General features: G+C 57.2%; 16 protein-coding genes. 14 read left to right on the top strand and 2 right to left on the bottom strand.

The window, feature by feature from the left end; genetic code table 11:
• The first annotated feature begins 176 nt into the window (after positions 1 to 176).
• The 9 genes from B150_RS0118150 (at position 177) to B150_RS0118110 (ending at position 10,347) form a co-directional block, all read left to right on the top strand.
• The gene (locus B150_RS0118150; protein ID WP_051078182.1) at positions 177 to 2,003 is read left to right on the top strand and encodes a M2 family metallopeptidase; all 1,827 of its coding nucleotides are present in this window, start codon (positions 177 to 179) and stop codon (positions 2,001 to 2,003) included.
• Between the two features lie 64 nt (positions 2,004 to 2,067).
• Entirely contained in the window at positions 2,068 to 2,940 is an 873-nt protein-coding gene (locus B150_RS0118145; RefSeq protein ID WP_035921580.1) for an HpcH/HpaI aldolase/citrate lyase family protein, read from the top strand.
• Positions 2,941 to 3,058: 118 nt separating this feature from the next.
• Positions 3,059 to 4,591 carry a tetratricopeptide repeat protein gene (locus B150_RS0118140; RefSeq protein WP_020401374.1) on the top strand — a complete coding sequence of 511 codons (1,533 nt, stop codon included), beginning with the start codon at positions 3,059 to 3,061 and terminating at the stop codon, positions 4,589 to 4,591.
• A 186-nt stretch (positions 4,592 to 4,777) separates the two neighbouring features.
• Entirely contained in the window at positions 4,778 to 5,173 is a 396-nt protein-coding gene (gene sdhC / locus B150_RS0118135; protein ID WP_025896680.1) for a succinate dehydrogenase, cytochrome b556 subunit, read from the top strand.
• 3 nt (positions 5,174 to 5,176) lie between these two features.
• On the top strand, positions 5,177 to 5,560 hold the full coding sequence (sdhD, locus tag B150_RS0118130; RefSeq protein ID WP_020401372.1) for a succinate dehydrogenase, hydrophobic membrane anchor protein: 384 nt from the start codon (positions 5,177 to 5,179) through the stop codon (positions 5,558 to 5,560).
• A 3-nt stretch (positions 5,561 to 5,563) separates the two neighbouring features.
• On the top strand, positions 5,564 to 7,351 hold the full coding sequence (gene sdhA / locus B150_RS0118125; protein WP_020401371.1) for a succinate dehydrogenase flavoprotein subunit: 1,788 nt from the start codon (positions 5,564 to 5,566) through the stop codon (positions 7,349 to 7,351).
• 15 nt (positions 7,352 to 7,366) lie between these two features.
• Positions 7,367 to 8,143 carry a succinate dehydrogenase iron-sulfur subunit gene (locus B150_RS0118120; RefSeq protein ID WP_020401370.1) on the top strand — a complete coding sequence of 259 codons (777 nt, stop codon included), beginning with the start codon at positions 7,367 to 7,369 and terminating at the stop codon, positions 8,141 to 8,143.
• A gap of 123 nt (positions 8,144 to 8,266) precedes the next feature.
• On the top strand, positions 8,267 to 8,929 hold the full coding sequence (locus B150_RS0118115; protein WP_020401369.1) for a type 2 periplasmic-binding domain-containing protein: 663 nt from the start codon (positions 8,267 to 8,269) through the stop codon (positions 8,927 to 8,929).
• A 26-nt stretch (positions 8,930 to 8,955) separates the two neighbouring features.
• Positions 8,956 to 10,347: a substrate-binding periplasmic protein gene (locus B150_RS0118110; RefSeq protein ID WP_081611530.1), complete on the top strand. Its 1,392-nt coding sequence runs from the start codon at positions 8,956 to 8,958 to the stop codon at positions 10,345 to 10,347.
• A gap of 1 nt (position 10,348) precedes the next feature.
• On the opposite strand, the gene B150_RS0118105 is transcribed toward B150_RS0118110, so the two are convergent.
• Positions 10,349 to 11,146 carry a tyrosine-protein phosphatase gene (locus B150_RS0118105; protein ID WP_020401367.1) on the bottom strand — a complete coding sequence of 266 codons (798 nt, stop codon included), beginning with the start codon at positions 11,144 to 11,146 and terminating at the stop codon, positions 10,349 to 10,351.
• Between the two features lie 165 nt (positions 11,147 to 11,311).
• Between B150_RS0118105 and zapE the strand changes: the two genes are divergently transcribed.
• A complete protein-coding gene (zapE, locus tag B150_RS0118100) occupies positions 11,312 to 12,505 on the top strand; it encodes a cell division protein ZapE (RefSeq protein ID WP_020401366.1) in 1,194 nt (397 codons plus the stop codon).
• Position 12,506: 1 nt separating this feature from the next.
• On the opposite strand, the gene B150_RS21835 is transcribed toward zapE, so the two are convergent.
• Positions 12,507 to 13,223 (bottom strand): 2OG-Fe(II) oxygenase, encoded by a 717-nt coding sequence (locus B150_RS21835; RefSeq protein ID WP_020401365.1) that lies wholly within the window; start codon positions 13,221 to 13,223, stop codon positions 12,507 to 12,509.
• Between the two features lie 379 nt (positions 13,224 to 13,602).
• Here B150_RS21835 and mdh point away from each other — a divergent pair, with 379 nt between their 5' ends.
• Genes mdh through B150_RS0118075 form a run of 4 tightly spaced genes read left to right on the top strand, consistent with a single transcriptional unit; the run spans position 13,603 to position 19,610 of the window.
• Positions 13,603 to 14,565, top strand: coding sequence for a malate dehydrogenase (gene mdh / locus B150_RS0118090; RefSeq protein WP_020401364.1), 963 nt, complete (start codon positions 13,603 to 13,605; stop codon positions 14,563 to 14,565).
• Between the two features lie 44 nt (positions 14,566 to 14,609).
• Positions 14,610 to 15,779: an ADP-forming succinate--CoA ligase subunit beta gene (gene sucC / locus B150_RS0118085; protein ID WP_020401363.1), complete on the top strand. Its 1,170-nt coding sequence runs from the start codon at positions 14,610 to 14,612 to the stop codon at positions 15,777 to 15,779.
• Positions 15,779 to 16,654, top strand: a complete 876-nt coding sequence (gene sucD, locus B150_RS0118080) for a succinate--CoA ligase subunit alpha (RefSeq protein ID WP_020401362.1) — start codon at positions 15,779 to 15,781, stop codon at positions 16,652 to 16,654. Before sucC ends, sucD begins: the two co-directional genes overlap by 1 nt.
• A gap of 58 nt (positions 16,655 to 16,712) precedes the next feature.
• A complete protein-coding gene (locus tag B150_RS0118075) occupies positions 16,713 to 19,610 on the top strand; it encodes a 2-oxoglutarate dehydrogenase E1 component (protein ID WP_244873265.1) in 2,898 nt (965 codons plus the stop codon).
• Positions 19,611 to 19,616 lie beyond the last annotated feature (6 nt).

The following is a 19,616-nucleotide window of genomic DNA, read 5'->3' as shown; positions in this document are numbered from 1 at the left end:
CAAAAGGTCTCTCCGAGCGCTATTATTAGACCACAGGATGGTTAACGAAACGTCAGTGATTTGGCCGCAATCAAGTTGACTTATCAGGGGCCATTTGCCAGACCTGTGACACTGAACCCCGCGTGTGCGCATGGGCGGCAAGCGCGGCACAATAAAACAAAAGGGAGAGGACCCTCATGGCTGGGTGGAAATCAGGAATTTCGACAGTTGCGCTTATGACCGGCATGTCGCTTGCGCTGGTAGCTTGCAACGACAAGGTGGCGGAAGAGAAAAAAGCACCAACCGTAGAAGAAGCACAGGCTTTCATGAAGGAAGCTGAGCAGATGCTGTTTGATGAAAGTGTGAGTCTCGGTCGCAAGGCTTGGGTGCAGGCCAACTTCATCACCCACGACACCAATGCCATTGTGGCGGAAGCCGACGAGGCCTTCACCCTTCTCGGTGTGAAGCTTGCAAACGATACCAAACGTTTCGCGGATATCGAACTGCCGGCTGAGCTGCGCCGCAAGATGAACATCCTCAAGGGTGGACTGACCCTGCCAGCACCCGATGACGCTGCTAAAACGGCTGAGCTCGCCAACATCAAGGCGAACCTGGATGCGACCTATGGTACGGGCAAAGTTGAAATGGACGGCCAGACCATGTCCCTTGGTGGTGTGTCCGATATCATCGCGTCTGACCGCACGCCTGAGCGGCTTCTTGCTGCGTGGGACGGTTGGCACAAGATCTCGAAGCCGATGAAGGCTGACTATGTCCGCATGGTCGACATCGCCAACGAGGGTGCACGTGAGCTTGGCTACAAGGACGTGGGTGCCATGTGGCGCTCCGGCTATGATATGGACCCGGACGATTTCGCCACCATGGTTGATGGCCTGTGGGCTGATGTGAAGCCGCTTTACGACGCGCTGCACTGTGAAGTGCGCGCCAAGCTGTCGGACTTCTATGGCGACCGCGTTGTTTCCGACACCGGGCCAATCCCGGCGCATCTCCTCGGCAACATGTGGGCGCAGGAATGGGGCAACATCAACGACATCGTGCAGCCAGGCGCCAGTGAGGATGCCAGCATTGATGTGACGAGCCTCCTTGTTGAAAAAGGTTACGACGCCAAGAAGATGGTCGAGACCGCTGAAGGCTTCTTCACATCGCTTGGTTTCGACCCGCTGCCGGATACCTTCTGGGAGCGTTCGCTGTTTGTGAAGCCAGCGGACCGCGAAGTGCAGTGCCACGCGTCTGCATGGGATATAGACAACAAGGATGACGTGCGCATCAAGATGTGCACCAAGGTGAACGCGGAAGACTTCGTGACCGTGCACCACGAGCTGGGCCACAACTTCTACCAGCGCGCCTACAAGAACCAGGACCCGCTGTACCTGAACGGTGCGAACGACGGTTTCCACGAAGCCATTGGTGACATGGTCGCGCTGTCGATGACGCCAGATTACCTCAAGCAGATCGGCCTCATTGACGAAGTACCGGCAAGCGGGGACCCGATCCCGGCGCTGATGCGTCAGGCGCTCGACAAAGTTGCTTTCCTGCCGTTTGGCCTGATGGTTGACAAATGGCGCTGGCAGGTCTTCTCGGGCGAGGTTGGGCCGGACCAGTATAACGACGCGTGGTGGAAACTGCGTGAGGAATACCAGGGCCTGAAGGCACCGAACGAGCGCCCGGCTGATGCGTTCGACCCGGGTGCGAAATACCACATTCCGGGCAACACGCCCTATATGCGCTATTTCCTCGCCCGCATTCTGCAGTTCCAGTTCTATAAAGCTGCCTGTGATCAGGCGGGCTGGACCGGACCGCTTCATGAATGCTCGATCTACGGCAACAAGGAAGTGGGCGCGAAGTTCAACGCCATGATGGAAATGGGTGCCTCCAAACCGTGGCCGGAAGCGCTTGAAGCCTTCACCGGTAGCCGCGAGATCAGCGGTGAAGCGCTGATCGCTTACTTCGAGCCGCTCAAAGCCTGGCTTGATGAACAGAACAAAGGCCGCACCTGCGGCTGGTAACAGCTTTTGAAGGTTTGGGCCCATGCCACGGCGTGGGCCTTTTTATTGAGGGGAGGAGAGGGCAATGCAATCATTCAGGCCGTGCCGCAGCATGCTGTTCATGCCGGCGTCCAACCAACGGGCGCTGGAGAAGGCGCAAACCCTTTCGTCCGACGGCGTGATTTTTGACCTTGAAGATGCTGTCGCGCCCGACGCCAAGGCTGATGCCCGGAAACTTGCGGCTGAGGCGCTTGCAAGCGGGGCGTACGGGCAGCGCTTGCGGGTGCTGCGTATCAACGGCCTTGATACCAACTGGTGGCGCGATGACCTGGCGGCCGCGTCCGCCGTCAAACCCGATGCAATCCTTATCCCCAAAGTGGACAGCCCTGACATTCTGGAACGGGTGGAAGAGGAGATGGCCTGGCTGGGCGGTTTCGATAGTGTTGCCCTGTGGTCAATGATCGAAACGCCTAAAGCCTTCCTGCGCCTTGAAGCGCTGGCGGAAGCGACCGACCGCCAGACCACATGGGTTATTGGCACCAACGACCTTGTAAAAGACCTGCGCGCGGCGCACACCAAAGACCGTATGCCGGTGATGATGGCGCTATCGAACGCGCTTCTGGTGGCGCGGGCTTATGGCCTCAGCATCCTCGATGGGGTTTACGGCAATTTCCGCGACGCTGAAGGCTTTGTGGTGGAATGCAAGCAAGCCAAGGACATGGGCTTTGACGGCAAAACGCTTATTCACCCAAGCCAGATTGAGGGAGCCAACTCAGTCTTTGCCCCCAGCGAGGAAGAACTCGCCCTAGCGCGCCGTATGATCGCAGCGTTTGAGGAAGCCAAGGCCGCAGGCAAGGGTGTGGCCGTGCTCGATGGCCGCATGGTTGAGGAACTCCATGTCCAGACCGCGCGCGAGCAAGTGGCAATGGCCGAAGCCATTGCCGGTCTGAACAATTAAGCCATTAAACGAATCCCTTATATTCAAAGTTGCATTATGGGCCGAATTTCCTATAGTCGACGAACTTGGCTTATTGTTCGCGGTACAGCGAATGTCATTGGCGTGATGGGGGACGCTCATGTTTCGTGTAACAAGTGCAGTTCTTGTTTTTTTGTCATTTGTTCTTTTTGCCGGTGGGTTACACGCGAAAGACGACGCGGACTGGTACGAATATACCAGTCAGAATTTCGTCCTCATCAGTAACGCAAAGCCCGAACTGGCGCGGGAAACTGTTGTGAAGCTGGAAAAATACCGGTTCACACTGGGCCAGATTATTGGCCTCAATCTTGACCAGGATTCCTCTGTCCCCCTCAAATTATATGCGTTCGCCTCCACGCGCGAGTTTCAGAAAGTGATGGATGCGGAAAACACGCTTGGCTTTTATACCGATATGCTAAGCGGGCCTGTTTCGGCGCTGTCGTTGGAGCCTCGTGAGGATTTCTGGGAGCATGACGGGCTTGAGACGATTTTCCACGAGTACAACCACTATATACTCCGCCGCTACAGCGGGATGGACTATCCGAAATGGTACAGCGAAGGCTTTGCCGAATATACCTCCACCATGGAGTTTGACGGCGACGTCGCCTTTGTAGGGAAGCCTGTTGCCTCCCGGTTCATGACCCTGAGGCGCAGCGGAGACTGGTTTGAACTCAAGGATCTGATGAAGACCAAATCTGAGCTGAACGATAACTGGAAGCGCCCGCACTGGAGCATCCAGGTTTATGCGCAGGGATGGCTGCTGACCCATTTCCTGCATCATAGCGAGAAATATAAAGGCTATCTGCAGGCCTATCTGGTGGCGCTCAATAAAAACGGTGTCACCGAGAAAGAAGCGTTCGAACAGGCGTTCGGTGACCGCAGATACGAATTCGACCTTGAAGTGCGCCAGTACTGGCTCGGCCGCGAGCTTCCCTATTCGGCCTATGATCTGACCGATGTGATGCCGGAATTTGTGGTGAGCGAACGTCGGTTGCCGGAAGCTGAAGCTGCACTCGTGCCGCTTGAGGCGCGTATCCTGTCCGGCCAGATCAATCTGAAACGTCGGGAAAAAAAGGTTGCCTCTGCCCTTGCGGCTGCCATCGAGGCCGGCATCAGACCCGGCGATTTCTATTATTATCTCGCCCGCCAGGCTTATGAGAACGAAGACTGGGCCTCCGCCCTGAGCTACATCGAGAAGTCGCTGGCAGCCATGCCACAATCCGCGCGCTCGGTCGCGTTCAAGGCTGACGCAATCTGGATGGCCGCCAAGGAGGACGGCAGTTTTGAGGACAGAATACCAGAACTCCGGAAGCTCTACGCGTCTGCAATAAGGCTCGACAAGCGTTACGTGCCAGCGCTTATGGAGTATGCCCGGCTGGCCCTGAGTGAGGAGCAGGATGTTACCGGCGGCATACTGAAGGTAGCAAAGGCGGCACGCATGCTTGCGCCGCAGAATGATCAAACCCACCGGCTCGAGGTACGGTTGCTTGAAAAGGCCGGCCAGTATGCTGAGGCGAAAGCCCGACTGCAGCATCTGATAGAATGGTCCTACGATGCCGACGATTACCGCGACTATCAGAAGCAGTATGATGCGCTTGTCGAACAGGAAGCTGGCGCTAGTACGGCACGATAGGATTTGCCTTTTTGCCCATCTGACATACTTGCTCAGTCAGATGGCAGGCAGGTAAAATTTCCCGACGACCCAAATCCTTTCTTGCGATTGATACGTATGGAGAGCTAAAACAATGCCTGATTCTTTCTGCGGTGCAGCATCCGGCGCCCGCAGGGCCAAAACAGCAATTCTGTCAGGGGATTTTTCATGGCTCAAGTGAAACGCCCGCTCTCGCCCCACCTACAGGTTTACCGTTGGGGATGGCATATGGCAGCGTCGATTTTCCACCGGGTTACCGGGTCGGCGCTGGCTGTCGGTTCCATCCTTCTTACCTGGTGGTTCGTGGCAATGGCGACCGGGCATGAGTATTTCAACACCGTTCAGGGCTATGCCGGTACCATCATTGGTCGCGTCGTTCTTTTCGGTATGACGCTTGCACTGATGCAGCACCTGCTGAGCGGTATCCGTCACCTTTTCATGGACATGGGCAAGCTTTACGGCCTGAAGGTCAATACCTCGACCGCGCGTCTCACGTTCTTTGGTGCCGTTATCCTCACGCTCGTGATCTGGTACGCAGCCTATAAAGTGATGGGAGCGATCTAAGCCATGACCGATATGAAAACTCCACTTGCCAAAGTGCGCGGCCTTGGCTCCGCGAAAGACGGCACCCACCACTGGTGGCTGCAGCGCGTGACCGCCATTGCCAACATCCCGCTCGTGATCTTCATGGTCATCTCCTTTGTCGGCAACGTTGGCAAAAGCCACGCCGAATGGGTGGCCTGGCTCAAGCAGCCGTTCGCAAGCGTGCTCGTGATCCTCTTTATCGCGAACTTCGTTTATCACATGCGGCTTGGCCTGCAGGTGCTCGTCGAGGACTATGTGCACGACCATGGCACCAAGATTGCCAGCATGCTGGTGCTGACTTTTACCTGCGTTCTTATCGCGGCACTCAGCATCTTTTCCGTTCTTCGTATAGCGTTTGGGGGATAAATCATGACGAGCGCTTATCCCATTACCGTACACACTTATGATGCCGTAGTTGTCGGCGCTGGCGGCTCCGGCCTGCGCGCCACCATGGGCATCGCCGAAGCAGGCCTCAAGACCGCCTGTATCACCAAGGTATTTCCAACCCGTTCGCACACTGTTGCGGCGCAGGGTGGTATTGCAGCCTCCCTTGGCAACATGGGCCCTGATAAATGGCAGTGGCACATGTATGACACCGTCAAGGGCTCCGACTGGCTTGGTGACCAAGACGCGATTGAATATATGGTGCGTCAGGCACCGGCTGCCGTTTACGAGCTTGAGCACTATGGTGTGCCATTCTCCCGTACGGAAGAAGGCAAGATCTACCAGCGTGCGTTTGGCGGCATGACCACCGAGTTCGGTGAAGGCCCGGCAGCACAGCGCACCTGCGCGGCGGCTGACCGTACCGGCCACGCCATGCTGCACGGTCTCTACCAGCAGTCGCTCAAGTACGATAGCGACTTCTATATCGAGTATTTTGCCATCGACCTGATCATGGAAGGCGGCGAATGCCGCGGCGTTATTGCCATGAACATGGAAGACGGCTCGATCCACGCGTTCCGCGCGCAAGCTGTTGTGCTGGCCACCGGCGGTTATGGCCGCGCCTATTTCTCGGCCACAAGCGCGCACACCTGCACGGGTGACGGCGGCGGCATGGCGCTGCGTGCCGGCATCGGCCTGCAGGACCTTGAGTTCGTTCAGTTCCACCCGACCGGCATTTACGGCGCAGGCGTGCTGATCACCGAGGGTGCCCGCGGCGAAGGCGGTATCCTGATCAACTCAGAGGGTGAACGCTTCATGGAGCGTTATGCACCTTCCGCGAAGGACCTTGCCTCCCGCGACGTGGTATCGCGCTCGATCTCGAACGAAATCCGCGAAGGCCGCGGTGTTGGCCCGAACAAGGATCACATGTTCCTGCACCTCGATCACCTTGACCCGGCGCTGCTGGCTGAGCGTCTGCCGGGCATCTCCGAATCCGCGAAAGTCTTCGCTGGTGTGGACGTGACCAAGGAACCGATCCCGATTATCCCGACCGTGCACTACAACATGGGCGGTATTCCGACGAACTACCACGGCGAGGTTATCAACCCGACGAAGAAAGACCCTGACGCAACCGTCAAGGGCCTTTACGCGGTGGGTGAGGCAGCGTGTGTGTCCGTACATGGCGCGAATCGCCTTGGCTCTAACTCGCTTATCGACCTTGTGGTGTTTGGCCGCGCAACTGCGCACCGTATTGCCGAAACCACAAAGGCGGGCGCGACCCAGCCGCCGCTCGCGGCAGGTTATGAAGAGATGGCCATTGGCCGCCTTGACGCAGCGCGCTACGCAAACGGCTCCACGCCGACAGCTGAAATGCGCCTGAACATGCAGCGCACGATGCAGAATAACTGTGCGGTATTCCGCACAGAGGAAGTTCTGGCGGAAGGCGTTCAGAAGATTGACCAGATCGCAGCCGGGTTCGGCGACCTCAAGACAAGCGACCGCTCGCTCGTCTGGAACAGCGACCTGATCGAGACGCTCGAGCTTCAGAACCTCATCGGCCAGGCCGTTCTCACCATGCACGGTGCGGCAGCGCGGAAAGAAAGCCGCGGTGCACACATGCACGAGGACTATCCGGACCGTGATGATGAAAACTGGATGAAACATACCGTTGGCTGGTTTGACGGTGCGAAGGTAACCCTTGGCGAGCGCCCGGTGCATGATTACACGCTCTCGAAAGAGATCGAGTATATCAAGCCGAAGGCTCGGGTTTACTAAGGCAGGAGATGAGAGATGGCTGAATTTTCGCTTCCCAAAAACTCCCGCATCGGCAAGGGCAAAACGGTCAAGGCTGAAGGGGCTTCCAACACCCGCGCTTTCCACGTGTACCGCTGGAACCCGGATGACGGTGAAAACCCGCGCATGGACACCTTCGAGGTGGACATGGACAACTGCGGCCCGATGGTCCTTGACGCGCTGATCAAGATCAAGAACGAGATGGACAGCACGGTCACCTTCCGCCGGTCCTGCCGTGAAGGTGTGTGTGGCTCCTGCGCCATGAACATCAACGGCAAGAACGGCCTTGCGTGCACGACCGCGATTGACGACGCCAAGGGCGATGTGTCGATCACGCCGCTGCCGCACCAGGAAGTGGTCAAGGACCTTGTGCCGGATCTGTCGAACTTCTATGCGCAGTACGCTTCGATCAAGCCGTGGATGCAGACGCAATCCACAACGCCGGAGAAAGAGCGCCTGCAGTCCCGCGAGGACCGTGAGAAGCTTGATGGTCTTTATGAGTGTATCCTGTGCGCTTGCTGCTCGACCTCCTGTCCGAGCTACTGGTGGAACGGGGACAAATACCTCGGCCCGGCTATTCTGCTGCAAGCCTACCGCTGGCTCATTGACAGCCGCGATGAAGCAACGGGTGACCGCCTTGATAACCTCGAGGACCCGTTCCGGCTTTATCGCTGTCACACCATCATGAACTGTGCAAACGCTTGTCCGAAGGGCCTCAACCCGGCGAAAGCAATTGCAGAGATCAAGAAGATGATGGTCGAGCGCAAGGGCTAGACGCCGCGCGCAAGCTAATCCATAAAAAGGGGCGCGTCTGGTGCCCTTTTTTTGTTATGAGGATACGTGTTGTTGAACGCTGTTTTGAGATTTTCTGCGCTAAGCTTCTTGCTGGCGTCTGCCGTGACTGCCAACGCAGAAGACCGTATCACTGCCAGCCGTATTGGCGACAGCGTGTTTCGCGATGTATGGCATGCCATCCTTGAAGATGCAGGTATTGAGGCCGAATTGATTGCAGCGCCGCGCGATGTGCGGCGTGACATGTTTGTGCGCGGCGAGCTGGTGCTTGACTGCTGCTCGGTCGAAGCATGGCGCAACCGGCCCGATGAGATAGAAGCGCAGCTTTGGACTTCACCGTTTTTCTACACCGTTGACCATCTCATCCTGCAGGAAGGGCGTGACTATGACCTGCCGGACCCTGATGATCTGACCGCTTACCGCGTCGGAGTAGTGCAGGGCTTTGCCTATAAGAAAGACAGTCATTTTGGCAGCACGGTCTCCCGCGTGTCGCTCGGCGAGGTGTTTGAAGCGGTGGCGTCGGGGGATGCAGACCTCACCATCGCCAATCATCAGGAATTCAGGCGGCGGCAAAAACTGAATCCGCTACCGCTTGTGCTCGGCCCGGAATATCACCGGCTGGCGCTCAAGGCACGTGTGCACCGTTCCCGCGCGGACCTACTGCCGCGGCTTGAGGCTGCCATTACACGCCTCAAAGCGAATGGCCGCATCGCAACTCTTACCGGTGTCAGGCTCCGCGATATGAGCGATAAGCCTGACGGGCAGTAGTGAAATGTTAACTCCCATGGGCAAGGATGGCTAAAAGCCAGCTAGTGTCCGAGACCATGTATCTGTCCCGCGCCTTAACCATTTTTATCGCTTTCACAGCCGTCTTTGCGGCTACCATGCTGCCTGCGCGGGCAGAGGGGGACACTGTGCGCGTGGGGCAAAGCGATTCCATCGCCTACTCGCGGGTGTTTGCTGCTATCCTCACCGAAGCCGGTATTGATGCCGAGTTCGTGGCGGCTCCTCACGGACGCAAACGGCGTATGTTCATGGACGGTGTCATCGTGATGGATTGCTGCGCCTCGCCCATATGGCGGCGCGCAGCCGGTGAAGTGGATCTGCAGGTATTTTCCGACGCCTTCTATCAGTCGCCCGAGCATTATGTGTTCAGAGAGGGGCATGTTCTTGAGATCAACAAGCCTGAGGATCTGCGCGCCCTCCGTGTCGCCAAGGTGCGCGGCTTCAACTATCAGAATGAACCTTATTTTGGGGAGACCATTTCGGTCCGCGATATGGAAGATGTGCTGGACCTTCTCGTCGCAGGCCGTGCCGATGTCGGCATGATCAACGGGCAGGATTTTCGCCGCCGCATGCGGTTGCAGCCGCGACCGCTGGAGCTCGGGCAAACCTATTTCACAGCAGACCTGCGGGTGCGTATTCGTAACAACCATGTGGACCTGTTGCCACGGATAAACGCGGCCATCGCTACGCTCAAGGCGAACGGCAAAATTGAGGAAATCCTGTCCGATAGCGCTGATACCCCGGCGGCCCCAACACGGGACGGGCCGATAACACTAAAAGTTGGTCAAAGCGACAGTGAGGGGTTTGAGGCCGCGTGGCGCGCAATACTGTTGGAAGCGGGCATCACGCCGGAATTTGTAGACGTTCCGGTGGAACGTAAACGCCGCCTGTTTGCGGAAGGCGCCATCGTCCTTGACTGCTGCGCCGCGCCAATGTGGCGCATGCGTGCAGAGGAAATGGCTGTCCAGCGCTGGAGTGATACCTTCTACCTGACCCGTGAACAGTTTGTATTCCCAGAAGGGCGCATGAAAGAAATTGACCAGCCGGAGGATTTGCTGGCGCTCAGGGTGGCGACCATTGCGGGCTTTGACTATCAGGACCGTTCGTTTTTCGGTGTCGAGGTGCCAGGCCGCAATATGGAAGAAGTGTTGAAACTGATTGCAGCTGGCCGCGCGGATGTTGGCATCATCAGCAATGTGGATTTCCTGTCGGTCAGCCACAAGGTGCCTGCCAAATTTGTGCTTGGCGACGTGCGGGTGAGGGCACAGCAGAAAGTGCGGGTACACCAGTCTGTGGCATACCTTCTGCCGCGCATCAACGCGGCGATCACCCGCCTCAATCAGGAGGGGCGGCTGATTGAGCTGTTGGAGAAACAGCATGCGCCTGAAGGTGGGCGGTAGGTCAGTCCGTCAGGTATAGGCTGCGCAGTTTCTCACGCTCGTCAGGGCCGATGCCAAGGCCATCGGTGAAATAGCGGTCCATGCTGCCGTAAGCTTCGTTAATTGCGCTGTGCGCGGCATAGAGGAAGTCCCGCTCCACCCCCACAAGCGGGAAGACGTCTTTGGGGTTTATCTGCCTGCCCGCACGTTCGGATAACCAGTCCGCGAGGCGCAGACTCGTAGCGTCCAGCTCCACAGCGTCGTTGGTCATCAGGAAGTCATCCATGATTTCTTCCTCAGTAACACCAAGGCAGCGTAACATCAGGCTACCTGCTATGCCGGTGCGGTCCTTCCCGGCTGTGCAGTGAAACAGCACTGCGCCGTCCCCCTCGTGGGTCAGCATCACATCAAAAAACTTTTTGAGCCCACTGGCGTTTTTCACCGGTATGGTTTGGAAGGCGAGAATGAACTGGTCGCGCAGCTCATTCGCGGGGAAGGGACTGACGGCGATACGTTCAAACAGTTCCTGCACCCAGGCTGCGGCGTTGCCGCCGATGGGCAGCGCGTTATAGGCGGGGGACCAGCCCACAGGCCAGCGCACCGGGTTGCGCTTCTTCTCAGCGTCGGAGCGAAAGTCGATCACGGTGGTGATGTTGCGGCAGGTGACTTCCTCGCCGATGTCTTCCGGCACTTCGGAAAGATGGCCGGACCGGAAAAGCCGTCCCCACTTCACCTGGCGACCGTCTGCGGCGCTGTAGCCACCCATGTCACGGAAGTTTTTCACGCCGGTCAGCGGGAAAATGCGTTGCTGATTTGGCATGCGCTCATCTCTCACGTCTGAATTCATACCCTGTTGAATATGGCGATGTGGCCCAAGGTCAAGAAATGAGGTGGAAATAGTAGCAGCTCAAATCGTTTTCTTTCGCTTTGTCAGCCTCATCTGACGTGCTAGGTCAGGAGGATGGAATGAAACGGCGGAGAGTATATGTCTGAGACGCCCATGGCGGCCTATCAGCGGCTGATTGAAGAAGGTGAAGTGCGGCCGGACGCGGACCAGAAACGCGTGCTGGAGCATTTTGAGCGCCTGTATCATGAGCTTCTTGACTATCCCGAAGTCGCAGGCCGCTCTGGCGGGCTGTCGATCAAAAGCTGGCGGCTTTCCAATCTGTTCCGCTGGAGCGGGGGTGACAAAAAAGCGCCGCGCGGCCTCTATATCTACGGCGGTGTCGGTCGCGGTAAGTCCATGCTGATGGATCTGTTTTTTGAGCTCGCACCGGTCAAGCACAAGAAACGTGTGCACTTCCATGAATTCATGCTCGATATCCACGCCCGCCTCAAAGAGTGGCGGGGCCTGAGCGCAAAGGAACGCGCTGCCAAGGGTGGTCGTGCGTCCGAGGATGATCCGATCCCGCCGGTTGCACGCCAGATTGCACTTGAAGCCACCTTGTTGTGTTTCGATGAGATGCAGGTGACGGATATCGCGGACGCCATGGTGCTGGGGCGCCTCTATAAGGAAATGCTGGAGCGCGGGGTGGTGATTGTCGCGACCTCCAACCGGGTGCCGGACGACCTTTACAAGGGCGGCCTCAACCGTCAGCTTTTCCTGCCCTTTATCGAGAAGATCAAAGCGGAGTTTGACGTGGTGCCGCTCGATGGCCCGACCGACTACCGCTATGACCGCCTCAAGGGCATGGACACCTATTACACGCCGATCAATGAAGAGACGACCGAGAAGCTTTCCGCCGCTTTTTTCCGTATGACCGACCGCGATGTTGAAGACCGGGACAAGGTGCCTTCGGACGAACTGACCGTGCAGGGCCGCAAGCTGTTTGTCCCCAAAGCGGCGCGCGGTGTGGCGGTCTTCTCTTTCAAGCGGCTGTGCGCCAACGCGCTTGGTGCGGCGGATTATCTCGCCATCGCGCGCACCTATCATACGGTGATCCTTGTCGCGATCCCGCAAATGGGGCCGGACAAGAGGAATGAAGCCAAACGTTTTGTGACACTTATCGATGCGCTATATGAACACGGCGTGAAGCTGCTGTGCTCCGCTGCCGTACCCCCGCATGAGCTTTATGAAGCTGGCGACGGGCATTTCGAGTTTGAACGCACGGTATCACGCCTGATGGAAATGCAGTCAGAGGACTATCTCCATCGTGGGCACGGCGTGCAGGACGCGTGACCTAGGGTCGTTTCAGCCAGCCAAGGAAGCTTAACCGGCGTTCGCCTGCGAACGGTGCAACATGTTGCACGGCGTGAGACTGCGGCACGGTGAAAATATTCAGCGTATTGAAGGAAGGCTTGAAGCCACCGGTGATGTTGCCGCCTTCATCCAGGAACATGAGGTTGCCGCCCCAGTTGGGGTTCCAGTTTTTTGTCATCGAAATGGTATAGGCCGCCACGCGGTTCTCATTCGCGTGGGTATCATCATGGGTGGTGAGGAAATGGCCCGGCAGGTACTGGCTTGCGAAGCTGTCGGACCGGTCAATATCCTGTTCACCCGTGAGCGTGCGCATGAAACCTAGGAATGCGTCTGAGTTTACATAGTCATGGATTTGGTGAAGCGGGTGGCCGGTTTCCCGGCCGTTCTTGATCGCTTCGGTCATGTAATACTGGTCGAAAAAATACTGGAAGCCATTACGCGCACCGAGCTGCACGTTTTGCATGAACTGGATCTTTTGCTCGCGCGGCATGTTCATCATGCTGGCGACCGGTACTTCATAATAGTTGTTGCCCTCGTTATAGGCCGAGAACCAGGTCTTGTTGCTGGATATCAGGTCATAAAGCGCATTTGCGGTTTCTTCGGTAAAGAAGTTCGGCACCTGCAAACGGCCAGTGCTTTTGTATACCTCCGCAAGTTTGGCCGGATCGTGTTTCGTGTCGATCTCGATCGTGATCATTGTGCTGGCCCCATCCCTGTTCCCTCTGGGTGCGCCGCACCCGTATCTCTTGCTGCCTGTTGTAGTGAGCCGGAGGTGGCTTGGCAACCTTGCCTTAATCAACACGCGATTGAGAGACTCGGGTTTGGTGAATTCGTGTTGTTTTGAGTAATTTTATTTCAAGCTATGCGTCATGTGCATAGCTGGTAACGAAAAAATAATGTCCATTAGGACCGAAAGCCCACTAAGGTAACGATTCATAAAGGTATAAGAAGGAAGGTAGCACTTCATGACTTGTCTCATGGGGGTAAACGCGCTAGGTACCTCCCAGAATATTCATTGTTTTTCAGTACGCGGTTACTGACCTCAAGTGGCCCCAAAACTTGGCTGGAGCATTCTCATGGCACGTAAAAAAATTGCATTGATCGGCAGCGGCCAGATCGGTGGTACCCTTGCACACCTCGCAGCGCTTAAAGAGATGGGCGATATCGTCCTCTTCGACATCGCGGAAGGCCTGCCACAGGGCAAGGCACTCGATCTCGCACAAAGCGCACCGGTTGAAGGGTATAACTCGGTCCTCAAAGGCGCGAACGATTATGCGGATATCGCAGGCGCGGATGTCGTCATTGTAACGGCAGGTGTACCGCGTAAGCCGGGCATGAGCCGTGATGACCTCCTCGGCATCAACCTCAAGGTTATGAAAGCAGTTGGTGAAGGCATCGGCAAATATGCGCCAGATGCCTTTGTTATTTGTATCACCAACCCGCTCGACGCGATGGTTTGGGCGCTGCAGAAATTCTCCGGCCTGCCGACGAACAAGGTTTGCGGCATGGCAGGCGTGCTGGATAGCTCGCGCTTCCGTCACTTCCTCGCGGAAGAGTTCAACGTTTCGGTACAGGACGTAACGGCGTTTGTACTCGGCGGTCACGGCGATACCATGGTGCCGCTGACCCGCTACTCGGCTGTTGCCGGCATCCCGGTTCCGGACCTCATCAAAATGGGCTGGTCCACCGAAGAGAAGATCAACCAGATCGTTCAGCGCACCCGTGATGGCGGCGCAGAGATCGTTGGCCTGCTGAAAACCGGTTCTGCGTTCTATGCACCGGCGACAAGCGCGATCGAGATGGCTGAAAGCTACCTCAAAGACAAGCGCCGCCTTCTTCCGGTTGCGGCGCACCTCACGGGCCAGTACGGTCTTGATGACATGTATGTCGGCGTGCCGGTTATCATTGGCGCGAACGGCGTTGAGAAAGTTGTTGAGATCGACCTTCAGGGCGAAGAGAAATCCGGCTTCGATCACTCCGTGAACGCGGTGAAAGGCCTGATGGAAGCGTGCATCAATATTGATCCGTCGCTCGGCTAACAGATCGGGGTTTCCCCTTCCAAACTCAAGGAGTTGGATAGCAAATGAATATCCATGAATATCAGGCGAAAGGCCTGCTCAAGAAATTCGGCGCGCCCGTGCTCGACGGCGGCGTTGCCTACACAGCGGCGGAAGCTGTTGATGAAGCCAAGAAGCTCGGCGGCCCGGTTTGGGTTGTGAAAGCACAGATCCACGCTGGTGGCCGCGGTAAAGCGGGTGGCGTGAAGGTTGTGAAGTCGCTGGCGGATGTTGAAGCTGTCGCGAAAGACCTGATTGGCAAGACCCTTGTAACGCACCAGACCGGCCCTGAAGGCAAAGAGGTCAAGCGCGTTTACATTGAAGACGGCTGTGCGATCAAAAACGAATTCTACCTCTCCATGCTTCTCGACCGCGCCACAGGCCGTGTTGCCATCATGGCATCCACCGAAGGCGGTATGGACATTGAAGAAGTTGCTGAGCACACGCCAGAGAAAATCGTGACCATCACGATTGATCCGGTAACCGGTCTGCAGGCTTTCCACTGCCGCCGCGTGGCCTATGGTCTCAAGCTTGACGGCGCTGCTGCGAAAGAGTGCCAGAAGGTAGTTGCTTCGCTTTACAAGGCTTATACCGAGCTTGATGCATCGCTCCTCGAAGTGAACCCGCTTGTGCTCACCGAAGACGACAAGATGATCGTTCTCGACGCCAAGATGTCCTTCGATGGCAATGCGCTGTTCCGTCACCCGGATGTGCGTGAGCTGCGCGACGAATCGGAAGAAGACCCGAAAGAGATCGAAGCGTCCAAATACGACCTCAACTACATCAGCCTTGATGGTTCCATCGGCTGCATGGTGAACGGTGCCGGTCTTGCGATGGCAACCATGGACATCATCAAGCTCAAGGGCGGCGAACCTGCGAACTTCCTCGATGTTGGTGGTGGCGCGACGAAAGAGCGTGTGACCGAAGCCTTCAAGATCATCCTGTCGGACGACAACGTGGAAGGCATCTTGGTCAACATCTTCGGCGGTATCATGCGCTGTGATGTGATCGCAGAGGGCGTTGTTGCGGCTGCTCGTGAAGTGGCGCTCAGCGTTCCGCTGGTGGTCCGCCTCGAGGGCACGAACGTAGAACTTGGCAAACAGATCATGGCTGAAAGCGGCCTGCCGATCATCACTGCCGACGATTTGAATGACGCGGCTGAAAAAGTAGTTAAAGCCGTGAAGGAGGCAGCGTAATGTCCGTTCTCGTAGGAAAACATACCAAGGTAATCTGCCAGGGTTTCACGGGTGCTCAAGGCACCTTCCACTCTGAGCAGGCGATTGCATACGGTACACAAATGGTCGGTGGCGTGACGCCGGGCAAAGGTGGCAGCAAGCACCTTGATCTGCCGGTGTTCGACACCGTTGCAGACGCACGCGAAGCTACGGACGCCAACGCTTCCGTGATCTACGTTCCGCCGCCGTTCGCAGCGGACGCAATCCTTGAAGCCATCGACGCCGAGCTTGAGCTTGTTGTGTGTATCACGGAAGGTATTCCGGTGATGGACATGGTGCGCGTGAAACGTGCGCTCAAAAACTCCGGCACGCGCCTCATTGGCCCGAACTGCCCGGGCGTTATCACGCCGGGTGAGTGCAAGATCGGCATCATGCCGGGCCACATCCACAAGCGCGGTAACGTGGGCATCGTCTCCCGCTCCGGTACGTTGACCTATGAAGCAGTGGCACAAACCACGGCTGCCGGTCTTGGCCAATCGACCTGTATCGGTATTGGCGGTGACCCGGTCAACGGCACCAACTTCATCGACTGCCTGGACATGTTCCTGGGCGACGATGAGACGCAAGCCATCATCATGATCGGTGAAATCGGTGGCTCCGCGGAAGAAGAAGCTGCTGAATTCCTGAAGCACAGCAAAGTGAAGAAGCCGATTGCAGGCTTTATCGCTGGCCGCACGGCTCCTCCGGGCCGCACCATGGGCCACGCTGGTGCAATTGTTTCGGGCGGCAAAGGCGGCGCTGAAGACAAGATCGAAGCAATGAAGAGCGCAGGCATTGTCGTATCCGACAGCCCGGCTGCCCTCGGCACAACGCTTCTGAAAGCAATCAACGGTTAACCCGTCATAAGAGGGGCGCGGTGGAAAACGCCGCGCCAATTTGCCAATGGGTGCAGACATGGACCGCATCGCCGCGCTTGAAGGCGTCAGCCCTCAGTTCGTTGAAACACTGTATGACAAATATTCCAAGGACCCCGGCTCTGTAGATGAGGGCTGGGCTGAATATTTTTCAGACCTTGAAACCGGTGTTTCGAAGTCAGGCCCCAGCTGGGCCCGTTCCGACTGGCCGCTTCGGCCAGACGATGACCTGACCACGGGCCTTGACGGCTCGGACATGTTCATCGAGGAAAAACGCCCGGTCAAAGCCGCTGAAGCTGGTGGTGTGAGCCAGGCCGAAGTGCGTTCCGCCACGATCGACAGTATCCGTGCGCTCATGCTCGTGCGTACCTACCGCGTACGTGGGCACCTTATGGCAAACCTCGACCCGCTCGGTCTTGAGGAGCGCCCTGTCAACGCAGAACTGAAGCCGGAGACCTACGGCTTTGGTCCAGCGGACATGACCCGCAAGATCTTCATGGACGGTGTTCTCGGCCTCGAGACTGCAACCATGACAGAGATCATCGACATCCTGAAGCGCACCTACTGCGGCAACATCGGGGTCGAGTTCATGCACATCAACGACCCCGAGGAGAAGGCGTGGATTCAGCGCCAGATCGAGGGTCGTGACAAGGAAATCCATTTCACGGACCGCGGCAAGATCGCGATCCTGAACAAGCTGATTGAAGCTGAGCAGTTCGAGAAATTCCTTGGCCGTAAATACACCGGTACCAAGCGCTTCGGCCTTGATGGTGGTGAAGCCATGGTTCCGGCGCTTGAGGCTGTGATGAAAACCGGTGGCCAGCATGGCCTTGACGAGATCATCCTCGGCATGCCGCACCGCGGCCGCCTGAACGTGCTCGCAAACGTGATGCAGAAGCCTTACCGCGCCATTTTCAACGAATTCCATGGTGGTTCGTTCAAGCCGGATGACGTGCAGGGCTCGGGTGACGTGAAATATCACCTCGGCACCTCGGCCGATCGTGAATTTGACGGCAACAAGATCCACCTCTCGCTGAACGCCAACCCGTCGCACCTTGAGGCTGTGAACCCGGTTGTGATCGGCAAGACCCGTGCGAAGCAGGAACAGAAGAAAGATACCGCCCGCGGTACCACGCTTTCGCTGCTGCTGCACGGTGATGCGGCGTTCGCGGGCCAAGGCATCGTGGCGGAATGTTTCGGCATGTCCGGCCTGCGTGGGTATAACACCGGTGGCACTGTGCACTTCATCGTGAACAACCAGATCGGTTTCACCACAAGCCCGCAGTTTGCGCGGTCGAGCCCATACCCGTCTGACGTTGCGAAAATGGTGCAGGCACCGATTTTCCACGTGAACGGTGATGACCCTGAGGCTGTGACCTTCGCCGCCAAACTCGCGACCGAATTCCGTCAGACCTTCAAGCGCGACGTAGTGATCGACATGATCTGCTATCGCCGCTTCGGTCACAACGAGTCTGACGAGCCGGCCTTCACGCAGCCGCTTATGTACGCTGCGATCAAGAAGCACCCGAGCGTGGTGAAAATCTACGCTGACCGCCTGATCGAGGAAGGTGTGCTGACGCAGGAAAAATACGAGCAGATGGAAAACGAGTTCACGAGCTATCTCGAGGACGAATTTGAGGCTGCCAAGGAATACCGCGTGAACAAGGCAGACTGGTTCGAGGGCAAGTGGGAAGGCCTTGGTCTTGCCGACCAGGACCATGAAAAACGCCGCGCTGAAACCGGTGTTGCTGAAACCACGCTCCGTGAAGTGGGTGAAATCATCACCACGGTGCCGGAGAAGTTCAACATTCACCGCACCCTCAAGCGTGTGCTTGAAAACAAGCACCAGATGTTTGAGGAAGGCGCAGGCTTTGACTGGGCAACTGCGGAAGCGCTCGCGTTCGGCACATTGCTGCGTGAAGGTTATGGCGTTCGCCTCTCCGGCCAGGACTGTGGTCGCGGTACGTTCAGCCAGCGTCACGCTGTGTTTGTCGACCAGAAGACAGAGCACCGCTACATCCCGCTGCAGACCGTGAACGAAGACGCCAACTTCACCGTGCTCGACAGTCATCTGTCCGAGTTTGGTGTGCTTGGTTTCGAATATGGGTATTCGATGGCGGAGCCAAACTCGCTCACGCTCTGGGAAGCCCAGTTCGGTGACTTCGCGAACGGCGCGCAGATCATGATCGACCAGTTCATCTGTTCGGCTGAAGCCAAATGGCTCCGGATGTCGGGCCTCGTGATGCTGCTGCCGCATGGGTATGAGGGGCAAGGCCCTGAGCACTCCTCCGCGCGGCTTGAGCGTTACCTCCAGCTCTCGGCTGAGGACAACTGGCAAGTCGTGAACTGTACGACGCCGGCGAACTATTTCCACGTTCTGCGCCGCCAGATGCACCGCAAGTTCCGCAAGCCGCTTGTGATCATGACGCCGAAGTCGCTGCTGCGGCACAAGCGCTGTGTATCCGAACTCGCTGAATTTGGTCCGGGCTCGCAGTTCCACCGTGTCCTTTGGGACAACGCGGACGCCGAGAACGGCGGTTCGATCAAGCTCAAGAGCGACGACAAGATCAAGCGCGTCGTGCTGTGTTCGGGTAAGGTCTATTATGATCTTCTCGAAGAGCGCGACAAGCGTGAGCAGGACGACACCTATCTCCTGCGGGTTGAGCAGCTGTTCCCGTTCCCGGAACAGGCACTCAAGAACGAGCTGAAGCGTTTCAAGAACGCGGAAAGCATCGTCTGGTGTCAGGAAGAGCCGCGCAACATGGGTTCCTGGAGCTACATCCACGAACCGCTTGAGCAGGTACTTATTGATCTCGATATGACGTGCAAACGGCCAGCATATGCAGGCCGTGCCGCGAGCGCGTCGACCGCAACCGGCCTCGCGTCCAAGCACGCGGCGCAGCAGGAAGCGCTCGTCAACGAAGCACTGACAAAATAGGAAAAA

The organism is Kordiimonas gwangyangensis DSM 19435 = JCM 12864 (assembly GCF_000375545.1).
Taxonomy (GTDB): Bacteria; Pseudomonadota; Alphaproteobacteria; order Sphingomonadales; family Kordiimonadaceae; genus Kordiimonas; species Kordiimonas gwangyangensis.
Note: the sequence above shows the minus strand (reverse complement) of the source record. Positions and strands in the feature narration are given on the sequence as shown.

Coding starts and splice junctions, on each gene's coding strand:
- zapE (WP_020401366.1), top strand. CDS start 11,312: ATGTCTGAGACGCCCATGGCGGCCTATCAGCGGCTGATTGAAGAAGGT.
- sucD (WP_020401362.1), top strand. CDS start 15,779: ATGTCCGTTCTCGTAGGAAAACATACCAAGGTAATCTGCCAGGGTTTC.
- sucC (WP_020401363.1), top strand. CDS start 14,610: ATGAATATCCATGAATATCAGGCGAAAGGCCTGCTCAAGAAATTCGGC.
- B150_RS0118150 (WP_051078182.1), top strand. CDS start 177: ATGGCTGGGTGGAAATCAGGAATTTCGACAGTTGCGCTTATGACCGGC.
- sdhC (WP_025896680.1), top strand. CDS start 4,778: ATGGCTCAAGTGAAACGCCCGCTCTCGCCCCACCTACAGGTTTACCGT.
- B150_RS21835 (WP_020401365.1), bottom strand. CDS start 13,223: ATGATCACGATCGAGATCGACACGAAACACGATCCGGCCAAACTTGCG.
- mdh (WP_020401364.1), top strand. CDS start 13,603: ATGGCACGTAAAAAAATTGCATTGATCGGCAGCGGCCAGATCGGTGGT.
- B150_RS0118075 (WP_244873265.1), top strand. CDS start 16,713: ATGGACCGCATCGCCGCGCTTGAAGGCGTCAGCCCTCAGTTCGTTGAA.
- B150_RS0118145 (WP_035921580.1), top strand. CDS start 2,068: ATGCAATCATTCAGGCCGTGCCGCAGCATGCTGTTCATGCCGGCGTCC.
- sdhA (WP_020401371.1), top strand. CDS start 5,564: ATGACGAGCGCTTATCCCATTACCGTACACACTTATGATGCCGTAGTT.
- sdhD (WP_020401372.1), top strand. CDS start 5,177: ATGACCGATATGAAAACTCCACTTGCCAAAGTGCGCGGCCTTGGCTCC.
- B150_RS0118120 (WP_020401370.1), top strand. CDS start 7,367: ATGGCTGAATTTTCGCTTCCCAAAAACTCCCGCATCGGCAAGGGCAAA.
- B150_RS0118105 (WP_020401367.1), bottom strand. CDS start 11,146: ATGCCAAATCAGCAACGCATTTTCCCGCTGACCGGCGTGAAAAACTTC.
- B150_RS0118140 (WP_020401374.1), top strand. CDS start 3,059: ATGTTTCGTGTAACAAGTGCAGTTCTTGTTTTTTTGTCATTTGTTCTT.
- B150_RS0118110 (WP_081611530.1), top strand. CDS start 8,956: ATGGCTAAAAGCCAGCTAGTGTCCGAGACCATGTATCTGTCCCGCGCC.